This is a genomic window from Anaerostipes hominis (ex Lee et al. 2021), assembly GCF_002270485.1.
In the GTDB taxonomy this organism is placed as follows: Bacteria; Bacillota; Clostridia; order Lachnospirales; family Lachnospiraceae; genus Anaerostipes; species Anaerostipes hominis.
The window spans coordinates 176600-186169 of the sequence record NZ_NQOG01000004.1 but is presented as its reverse complement, the minus strand read 5'-3'; the positions used below and the strand labels follow the sequence as shown (position 1 = coordinate 186169).

The window sequence follows — 9570 nt, the reverse complement described above, 5'->3', positions numbered from 1 at the left end:
CGTCTGCATTTCGGATTCAAAGTCGCAGCTTTGAATTTTCAAAAGCTATTGGATTATGAAAATAGCTTGGTTTATTGTGCCTCTGAAAAAGAGATAGCATAATTAATACTCAAAACATCAAGCTCACCTTCTGTTGATTGTTCTAAATTTAATATTCTCAAACCAATTCGTGTTAAATTTTCAAGGTACAAACAAAATCAGATATTTATTAATGTGTCTTTTGACACCCTAATCCTATAATAGATAGTAAGAAATAATTAGAAAAGCTTTGAAGGGAGCATTAATTATGGATCAAAATATTGAGAGAAGACAGTTTGTCTGTCACAAATGCGGATGCAACTCCTATGAACATGATCAGTTTCAGGCCACCGGAGGGAATTTTGCCAAGATTTTTGATATACAGAATAAAAAGTTTATTACCATCAGCTGTACCCGCTGCGGATTTACCGAGTTATATAAGAGCCAGACTTCAGAAGGTATGAACATTCTGGATTTTCTTATGGGATGACCGGAAAAGTGCAGGAGAACGAATACAGAGAGATTCAATGTTCCGCGGCCTGCAACCGGGTCCGCGGAAGATTTCCTTACCACTGGGATTTGAATATATACAGGGGATGTGCCCACCGCTGCCAGTATTGCTTCGCTCTTTATTCCCATCAATATATGGAGTCGGATGATTTCTACCATGAGATTTTTGTCAAGACGAACATAGCAGAGCGGCTGGAACGCCAGTTAAAGAGCAGGAACTGGGATCATCAGGTTATTAACCTTGGAGGTGTGACAGACAATTACCAGCCGGCAGAGGAGCAGTACAGGATCATGCCGGAGCTTTTAAAGCTTTTGATCCGATTTGAGAATCCGGCTATCATTTCTACAAAGTCTGATTTAATATTGAGAGACTATGACCTGATCGATCAGTTATCCAGAGTAGCCTACGTAAACATTGCGGCGACGGTCACCACCATGGACGAAGACATAAGGAGCGTATTGGAGCCGGGAGGGGTTTCTTCCTCACGGAGGTTTGATGTTCTCAGTGAATTTCGAAAGACAAATGCGTCCACGGGTGTCCATATGATGCCTGTTATTCCAGACATTACAAGCACCAGAGAGAATCTGGAGGCTGTATTTTCTGAGACAAAACAGAGAGATATCCATTATCTGATCACATCGAATTTGAATTTAAAGGGACCAACCCGGGCCGTATTTTTTAACTTTGTAAGAGAAGAATTTCCGCAGTATGAACAACGTCTGACCAGGCTGTTCAGTTATGGAAAAGAATATAAGGATTATAAAAAAGATTTATTTCAAAGGATTTCGGAGGTCCGCACCAAGTATGAAGTCCAAACGGATTTCAGAAGCATTATAAAAGAAAAAAATGCCCAGTTTGAGGCAGAACAGCTGTCATTTTTCTAGGAGGTAATGACTATGGGAGAGATTATGTTGGAATGTTGTGTAGACTCTTTTGAGTCCGCAAGGGCAGCAAAAGAGGCAGGGGCAAAGAGGCTTGAACTCTGTGCTGACCTGATGATCGGCGGGATCACACCCAGTCCTAAATTATTGGAAATGATCAAGATACGGCTCGACATCCCAGTCCATGTGCTCATCCGGCCAAGGTTCGGAGATTTTTTATACACTGATGATGAGTTTTCTCTTATGAAAAGTGAGATCCACCATTTCAGGGAACTTGGGGCAGACGGCGTGGTGTTCGGATGCCTTACAAAAGACGGACGGCTGGATATGAGACGTATGGAAAGCCTGATGCAGAAGACGATGGGGATGTCCGTCACACTGAACAGGGCATTTGATATGTGTGTGAATCCCTATGAGGCGATGGTCCAGGCGATTGAACTGGGCATTGACGCCGTACTTACATCCGGGCAGAAAAATTGCTGTACTGATGGAAAGGAACTTCTGAAAAGCCTTCTGGAAGTGGCAGGAAAAGATATCACAGTTATGGTCGGATCAGGAGTTAACGCAGCAGTGATCGAAGAATTTTTAAAAGAAGCTCCTTTTGAAGCATTCCATATGTCTGGCAAGAAGACGGTTCAGAGCGGGATGGAATACCGAAAACCGGATGTCAGCATGGGACTGCCGATGATGAGTGAGTATGAACGTTTTGTCACCGATACAGAGGAGATTAAAAAAGCTGCGGCTGTGATAGAGAAGTATATTTCATAGCTGATCCGATAGAATTGTAAGAATTTTGTTATGTTTTTGTCTGCCGGATTTCAGAACTGTCCGCTATGATAGAGATAGTAAAAGAAAGGCGGTGTCAGTTTATGAGCAGACAAGCAGTAAAAAAAGCGACAAATTTCACAACTCTGGTGTTGATCGGAGCGTTGATCATATTTTCAATTTACGGTTACCAAAAAGGGATTTTTACAAACAGAGATCAGTTGGAACTGTTTATCCGGCAGAGCAGTTTTTGGGGACCGCTTCTGTTTATTGTGATCCAGATCGCACAGGTTGTCATAGCGGTGATTCCGGGAGGACTGACCTGTCTGGCAGGAGTCGTCTTTTTCGGACCCTGGTATGGGTTCTTATACAGTGCTGTCGGGATACTCATCGGTTCCTGCATTAATTTTTACCTGGCAAGACGATACGGAGAAAAATTCATCAGGCTTTTTGTAAACGATGAGACATATGAAAAGACCAGGAAAAAGTTTTTGACCGGAAAAAAGTTTGACGTTGTGTTTACAGCTGCGATCCTTCTTCCGGGTGCACCGGATGATGTACTGTGTATGCTGGCGGGGCTTACGGATATGTCATGGAGAAAGTTTTTAACGATTCTTTTTCTGGGGAGGCCGGTCACGATCGTGGTATACAGCCTGGGAGGCGCCATGCTCCCGCTGCTGCTGCGGTAGACTCAAAATCAATAAAGATAAAAGGTAACAGGCGGGACAGCATAAGACTGTTCGGCCTTTTATTATTTTTGTTCTATTGATTCAAAACATCCGGTGGTATATACTGAAAAAGAAATCAGCCGACGAAGAAAGAGATAAAGGAGACAGACGATGGGTTTAAATGAGACGCCGAGAGGAGACAGAATTCATATCGCATTGTTTGGAAGGAGAAACGCAGGAAAATCCAGCATAGTTAATGCATTGACCGGTCAGGAGCTGGCTATTGTTTCAGATGTGAAAGGTACGACCACAGATCCGGTCTGCAAGGCAATGGAACTTTTGCCCCTGGGACCGGTTGTGATGATCGACACCCCTGGGCTGGATGATGAGGGTGAACTGGGAGAAAAGAGGGTGAAGAAGGCGAAAGAAGTGCTGAGAAAGACAGACATCGCCCTGGTCATAGCGGATGCGAAAACAGGCCTTACGGAGTTTGAACAGGGAATTCTTGATCTGATCAGGGAGAGAAAGCTGCCCTATCTGATCGTATATAACAAGACAGATCTGGCAGGCAGAGACAGGGCGGAAGATACAGATCATACCTGTTTTGTCAGCGCGGTGACCAAAGAAGGCATCTTTGAGCTGAAAGAGGCTATCGGAAAGCTTCTCCCAGAAGAAGAACAGCCAAGACAGATCGTGGGCGACCTGATCTCGCCGGGAGACTTTGTGGTTCTTGTCGTGCCCATCGACTCGGCGGCTCCAAAAGGGCGGCTCATCCTTCCGCAGCAGCAGACGATCCGGGATATTCTGGAGCATGATGCCTGCTCTGTTGCAGTCAAAGAATCTGAACTGGAGCACACACTTAAGCATCTTGGGAGAAAGCCTTCTCTGGTTATTACAGACTCTCAGGCATTTGAACAGGTGGCCGCCATCGTGCCGGAAGATATTCCTCTGACATCTTTTTCGATCCTTTTTGCCAGATACAAAGGGGATCTTTTGGAGGAAGTGAGGGGAGCGAGGGCTGCCAAGCATTTAAAGGACGGTTCCAGGGTCCTGATCGCGGAAGGCTGCACCCATCACCGTCAGTGCGATGATATCGGAACGGTCAAGATACCCGGATGGCTTACAGAATATACAGGAAAGCAGCTCATCTTTGAGACGTCCAGCGGGAGCACATTTCCGGAGGATTTAAGCGGCTATGATCTGATTGTTCACTGTGGGGGATGTATGCTGAATCCGAAAGAAATGAAGCACAGAATAGCGTCCTCTGTAAAAGCGGAAGTGCCTATTGTAAACTATGGAGTCTTGATCGCCGACATGAAGGGAATTCTAAATCGGAGCCTTCAGCCTTTCGGACTCTGAAAATCCGGAGGGAGTCTTGACCGGAAGCGGGGTTCTTGAGATAATAGACAAGATAACGAAAGAAAGGATTTGAAACAGATGAGTAAAGTTAGAACCAGATTTGCCCCGAGCCCTACGGGAAGAATGCATGTAGGGAATTTAAGAACAGCATTATATGCCTACCTGATCGCAAAACATGAAGGCGGAGATTTTTTGCTGCGCATAGAAGATACAGACCAGGAGCGTCTCGTAGAGGGAGCCGTCGACATTATTTATAATACCCTTGCAAAAGCAGGACTTGCCCATGATGAAGGGCCGGATAAGGACGGCGGATGCGGCCCTTACGTCCAGAGTGAGCGTCAGGCGGCAGGCATCTATATGGATTATGCAAAGAAGCTGATCAACAAGGGAGAGGCTTATTACTGCTTTTGTGACGAGGAGAGGCTTTCTAGCCTGAAGGTCAAATCAGGAGATGTGGTAGTCAGCCATTATGACAAACACTGCCTGAATCTGAGCAGTGAAGAAGTGGAAGAAAAATTGAAATCCGGCATCCCTTATGTGATCCGCCAGAACAATCCTACCGAGGGCACCACAACGTTTGTGGATGAAATTTATGGTGAAATTACGGTGGAAAACATGGAATTGGACGATATGATCCTTATTAAGTCCGACGGATATCCTACTTATAACTTCGCGAATGTTGTGGACGACCATCTGATGGGGATCACCCATGTGGTCCGGGGAAATGAATACCTTTCATCTACGCCGAAATACAACAGGCTCTACGATGCATTCGGATGGGAGAAACCGGTCTATGTACACTGCCCGCTCATCACGGATGAGGAACACAAAAAGCTGAGTAAACGGAGCGGACATTCTTCTTTCGAGGATCTGCTGGAGGCAGGGTATCTGCCGGAGACGATTGTAAACTTTGTGGCCCTGCTCGGATGGAGTCCGGGAGGGGAAAGAGAGATCTTTACGCTGAAAGAACTGGAAGAAGCATTTGACTATCATCATATGTCCAAGACTCCGGCCGTCTTTGATATGACGAAACTTGCATGGATGAACGGGGAATATATCAAGGCTATGGACGATGATAGATTCAAAGAAATGGCTATGCCGTATGTGAAGGAAGTCATCACAAGAGATGTGGATACTGATAAAATCCTTTCTATGGTCAAGACACGGATCGAGCTGTTTACAGAGATTAAGGACCATATTGATTTCTTTGAAAATGTGCCGGAATATGACAGTGCCATGTACCAGCACAAAAAGATGAAGACAACAAAAGAGTCTGCGCTGGAAGTGCTGAAAGAAATCGTGCCGGTATTTGAAGCGCAGGAAGATTTCAGCAACGATGCCCTCTATCAGACACTGCTTGGGTTTGCAAAGAGCCACGAGGTCAAAAACGGCTATGTCATGTGGCCGGTCCGCACGGCTGTGTCAGGCAAGCAGATGACTCCCGGCGGGGCATCTGAACTCATGGAGATTCTGGGGAAAGAGGAGTCTGTAAAAAGGCTTTGTGCTGCTGTTGAAAAATTAGAGGCAGAGCTTTCATGACAGAATGGAATGAGGCCCAGACAAAGGCCATCACCCACAAAGACGGCCCGATGATGGTCCTTGCCGGGCCGGGGTCCGGGAAAACTACAGTCATCACAGAACGGACAAAATATCTGATCGAACACTGCGGGGCAAACCCCTCCAATATCCTGGTCATCACCTTTACAAAGGCAGCGGCAGCTGAGATGAAGGAACGTTTTTTGAAACTGGCAGGGAGATCCCTGCCAGTTTCTTTCGGTACCTTTCACGCAGTTTTTTTTACGATCTTGAAGCATGCGTACAGCTTTCGGCCGGGGTGTATTCTGCCGGAGCATAAAAAGTATGATCTGCTCCGTGAAATTATCACGGACCGGAATCTGGAAACAGGAGATGAACCGGATTTCCTGCGTTCCCTGATCAGTGAGATCAGCCTCGTAAAAGGACAGCTTCTTTCTATGGGCTATTATCACAGCCAAAGCTGTGCGGACAGTATATTTCAGCTGATTTACAAGGAATACAATGAAAAACTCCGGAAAAACCAGTGGATGGACTTCGATGACATACTGGTCTATACGTACAGCCTTCTGAAGGAGAGAGAGGACCTGCTGGCTGCCTGGCAGAACAAATTTCAATACATTCTGATTGACGAATTCCAGGATATCAGTCCGATCCAGTATGAGATCATAAAGATGCTGGCTGCGCCAAAAAATAACCTGTTTATTGTGGGGGATGACGACCAGTCTATTTACCGGTTCAGGGGTGCGAAACCGGAAATTATGCTTGGATTCCCCAACGATTATAAAGATACCGAAATGATCCGGCTGGACATCAATTACCGTTCCAGTCCGGAAATCGTGGAGGCATCGCAGAAAGTGATCCGTGCCAACAAAAAGAGGTTTGACAAAGAGATAAGATCCTGCCGGGACAGAGAAATTCCAATAGAGCTCAGGACATTTAAAGACCAGCAGGAAGAATGTACTTATGTGGCAAAGAGACTCAGGGACGAATATCAAAAGGGACATCCCTATGAGGAGGCATCAATTTTGGTCAGGACTAACCTTGGAGCCAGGACTATGCTCGGAAAGCTGATGGAATTTAATATCCCTTTTACGGTGAAAGACGGGATTCCAAGTATGTTTGAGCATTGGATCGCAAGAGATATCATAGATTATATGAGGATGGCGCTCGGTGATCGGAGACGGAGCACTTTTTTGAGGATCATGAATCGGCCCAAGCGCTATATCAGCAGAGAATATATAGATCAGCCGGAGATTTCCTTTGAGAATCTGAAGGAGAAGACAAGAAACAAGGAATGGCTTTATGACTATATCGAGGAGTTGGAGGAAGACCTGAGGCTTTTAAAGGATATGACGCCGTTTCTTGCGGTCACCTACATAAGAAAGTCTGTCGGGTACAATGCATTTTTGGCGGAATATGCAAGAATACGGAAACTGAAGGAGGAAGAACTCACCGATGTGCTGGAGGAACTTCAGGAGACTGCCAGAGGATATGACACTTATGAAGAGTGGTTTGATTTTATAAGGCGTTATACAGAGGAGCTGAAGGCACAGTCCGAGAGCGGAGATCAGGAAAAACAGGGAGTCGTCATAAGCACGCTTCACAGCGCAAAAGGGCTGGAATACGAGAGAGTGTTTCTCATTGATGTCAATGACGGGGTAATTCCATATAAAAAGGCTGTGAAGACAGAAGAATTGGAGGAAGAGCGGCGGATGTTTTATGTGGGAATGACCAGGGCAAAGAAATATCTGCATGTCTTTTCTGTGGAAAAGATGTATAATAAAGACAGTAAAGTGTCGGATTTTATCCTTCCTTTAGAGGGGAAGAGGAGAAAGCAGCAGAAGGGAGCGCAGTGATATGAAACAGAGGGCAATACCCAGACCGGGGGATTTTTATAAACATTTCAAAGATAAATTGTATCAGATTATAACGGTGGCCGAACACTCAGAGACCGGAGAGGCGCTTGTCATTTACCAGGCTTTGTACGGGGAATATAAAACCTATGCCAGACCGCTGTCCATGTTTCTGAGCGAAGTGGACGATGAAAAATATCCGGGAGTCAGCGCAAAATACCGGTTTGAACGCGTGGATGTCAGAACGTACCAGAGTATCACAGACCTCCATCAGATCAGCGATATTCTAGAAAGACACAGGGAGATACCAAAACCAGAGGCGAAAGCACCGGAATCGCTGCCGGAAAAAGAGATGCCAAAGCCCGGGGGACACTGTCAGGAAAAAGAACAGCAGGATCTTCTGATCCGTTTTCTGGACGCTGAGAGCAATGAGGAACGACTGGAAATTCTTCGGAGGAATGAAGACAAGATCTCTGAGACAGTACTGGATTCCATCGGCCTTTCCATGGACTTTCCGTTAAGCGGCGATGACCGGGAAAAGAAGCTTCGTGAGCTGGAAGGCTTTATCAAGACGAAGATGAAGTATGAGAAGACAAGAAGATAAAAAAGAGGGAAAGCATGTGTGATCTGCTTTCCCTTTCGTTATATCTGCGGAGTTTTTTTGATGATCTGGATTTGTTCCAATCTGTTTTTTTCAACTTTTCGCACTTTGAAATCGAAGGACGCATCCGATGCGGTCTCTCCCTCGGACGGAAGATGATCCAACAGTTCTATCACATATCCGCCTACGGAATCGTAGTCTTCGGACTCGATCTCTGTATCGATTAAATCGTTTAAATCGTCAAGCTTTAAGGACGCGTTTACCAGATAGGAGCCGTCATCAAGTTCCTGGAAGCTTTCTGATTCATTGTCGTCGTACTCGTCCCGGATCTCACCCACGAGTTCTTCTAAAATATCTTCCAGCGTGATCAGACCGGCTGTAATCCCGTATTCATCCAAAACGATGGAGAAGCTGACATTTTCCTGCTGCATCTGAGCTAACAGGCTGGATATCTTCTGGGTCTCATAGGTGAAAAACGGTTTTCTTAACACGTCTCTGATATGAAAGATTTCTCCGCGGTGCAGTGTGCGGTAGAAATAGATATCCTTTAAATATACGATTCCGATGACCTTGTCCTTCGTCTCCTCATATACCGGCAGACGGGAATACTGTGTAGCCATAAACAGCTCCATTACCTCGTCGTAAGAAGCGTCGGCAGATACAAACGTAATATCGATTCTCGGAATCATAATGTCCTTGGCAATGGAGTCTTTAAAATCAAAGACATTATAAATCATTTCTTTTTCATCTTTTTCGATAACACCGTCTTCATGGCTGGCGTCTACGATCGTTCTCAGCTCCCTCTCTGTCATGACCTGTTTTGACTGCTTTGCATCAATCCGCAGCAGCATCAGGAGGCCTGTGGAGAGCTTATTGATGACGATCACTACCGGGGTCAGGACTTTGGTCACATAGTAGATGACGGGTCCGAAGCGGAGTGCAAGGTTCGTATTTTTGATAGTCGCATAGGTCTTCGGAGTGATCTCACCGAAAATCAGGACGAGAATCGTAAGAACACCGGTTGCGATCCCTGCTCCTGCACTTCCGAAAACATCAATGGCTAATGTAGTGGCCAGAGATGTGGCAGAGATATTTACAAGGTTATTTCCGATCAGGATGCTGCTGAGCATGGCTGCCGGGTTCTCGATCAGCTGAAGTACTCTTTTGGCTTGTCTGTTGCCGTCTTCCACTAAAGCGCGGATGGTATGAACGTTTACTGTCGTAAGCGCAGTCTCCGACGACGAGAAAAATGCCGACAGAGTTAGTAAGATAATTAAGATACATAATCTTAATATGACACTGGGGTCCAAATAAAATCCCTCCTAAATGATATGGTTTATAGTGTGAGCTTTTTTACCGCTATTTCCGTCGTACTTTA

General features: G+C 45.6%; 9 protein-coding genes. 8 read left to right on the top strand and 1 reads right to left on the bottom strand.

From position 1 onward, the window contains the following. Positions 1 to 286: 286 nt before the first annotated feature. The 8 genes from CI597_RS06350 to CI597_RS06315 all read left to right on the top strand — a co-directional run bounded on the left by CI597_RS06350 (position 287) and on the right by CI597_RS06315 (position 8195). The gene (locus CI597_RS06350; RefSeq protein ID WP_081723795.1) at positions 287 to 508 is read left to right on the top strand and encodes a zinc ribbon domain-containing protein; all 222 of its coding nucleotides are present in this window, start codon (positions 287 to 289) and stop codon (positions 506 to 508) included. Next, positions 505 to 1413 carry an SPL family radical SAM protein gene (locus CI597_RS06345; RefSeq protein WP_024726946.1) on the top strand — a complete coding sequence of 303 codons (909 nt, stop codon included), beginning with the start codon at positions 505 to 507 and terminating at the stop codon, positions 1411 to 1413. Before CI597_RS06350 ends, CI597_RS06345 begins: the two co-directional genes overlap by 4 nt. Positions 1414 to 1425: 12 nt before the next feature. Further along, positions 1426 to 2178 carry a copper homeostasis protein CutC gene (locus CI597_RS06340; RefSeq protein ID WP_024726947.1) on the top strand — a complete coding sequence of 251 codons (753 nt, stop codon included), beginning with the start codon at positions 1426 to 1428 and terminating at the stop codon, positions 2176 to 2178. Positions 2179 to 2279: 101 nt separating this feature from the next. Then, a complete protein-coding gene (locus CI597_RS06335) occupies positions 2280 to 2864 on the top strand; it encodes a TVP38/TMEM64 family protein (RefSeq protein ID WP_095142896.1) in 585 nt (194 codons plus the stop codon). 150 nt (positions 2865 to 3014) lie between these two features. Beyond that, on the top strand, positions 3015 to 4202 hold the full coding sequence (gene hydF / locus CI597_RS06330; RefSeq protein WP_024726949.1) for a [FeFe] hydrogenase H-cluster maturation GTPase HydF: 1188 nt from the start codon (positions 3015 to 3017) through the stop codon (positions 4200 to 4202). Between the two features lie 78 nt (positions 4203 to 4280). Further along, positions 4281 to 5741 (top strand): glutamate--tRNA ligase, encoded by a 1461-nt coding sequence (gltX, locus tag CI597_RS06325; protein ID WP_024726950.1) that lies wholly within the window; start codon positions 4281 to 4283, stop codon positions 5739 to 5741. Then, entirely contained in the window at positions 5738 to 7594 is a 1857-nt protein-coding gene (locus tag CI597_RS06320) for an ATP-dependent helicase (protein ID WP_024726951.1), read from the top strand. Before gltX ends, CI597_RS06320 begins: the two co-directional genes overlap by 4 nt. A 1-nt stretch (position 7595) precedes the next feature. Next, on the top strand, positions 7596 to 8195 hold the full coding sequence (locus CI597_RS06315; protein WP_024726952.1) for a DUF1653 domain-containing protein: 600 nt from the start codon (positions 7596 to 7598) through the stop codon (positions 8193 to 8195). A gap of 38 nt (positions 8196 to 8233) precedes the next feature. Here the strand turns inward: CI597_RS06315 and CI597_RS06310 are convergent, their stop codons facing one another. Further along, positions 8234 to 9502, bottom strand: coding sequence for an HlyC/CorC family transporter (locus CI597_RS06310; RefSeq protein ID WP_024726953.1), 1269 nt, complete (start codon positions 9500 to 9502; stop codon positions 8234 to 8236). Between the last annotated feature and the right edge of the window lie 68 nt (positions 9503 to 9570).

Coding starts and splice junctions, on each gene's coding strand:
- hydF (WP_024726949.1), top strand. CDS start 3,015: ATGGGTTTAAATGAGACGCCGAGAGGAGACAGAATTCATATCGCATTG.
- gltX (WP_024726950.1), top strand. CDS start 4,281: ATGAGTAAAGTTAGAACCAGATTTGCCCCGAGCCCTACGGGAAGAATG.
- CI597_RS06345 (WP_024726946.1), top strand. CDS start 505: ATGACCGGAAAAGTGCAGGAGAACGAATACAGAGAGATTCAATGTTCC.
- CI597_RS06335 (WP_095142896.1), top strand. CDS start 2,280: ATGAGCAGACAAGCAGTAAAAAAAGCGACAAATTTCACAACTCTGGTG.
- CI597_RS06320 (WP_024726951.1), top strand. CDS start 5,738: ATGACAGAATGGAATGAGGCCCAGACAAAGGCCATCACCCACAAAGAC.
- CI597_RS06340 (WP_024726947.1), top strand. CDS start 1,426: ATGGGAGAGATTATGTTGGAATGTTGTGTAGACTCTTTTGAGTCCGCA.
- CI597_RS06350 (WP_081723795.1), top strand. CDS start 287: ATGGATCAAAATATTGAGAGAAGACAGTTTGTCTGTCACAAATGCGGA.
- CI597_RS06315 (WP_024726952.1), top strand. CDS start 7,596: ATGAAACAGAGGGCAATACCCAGACCGGGGGATTTTTATAAACATTTC.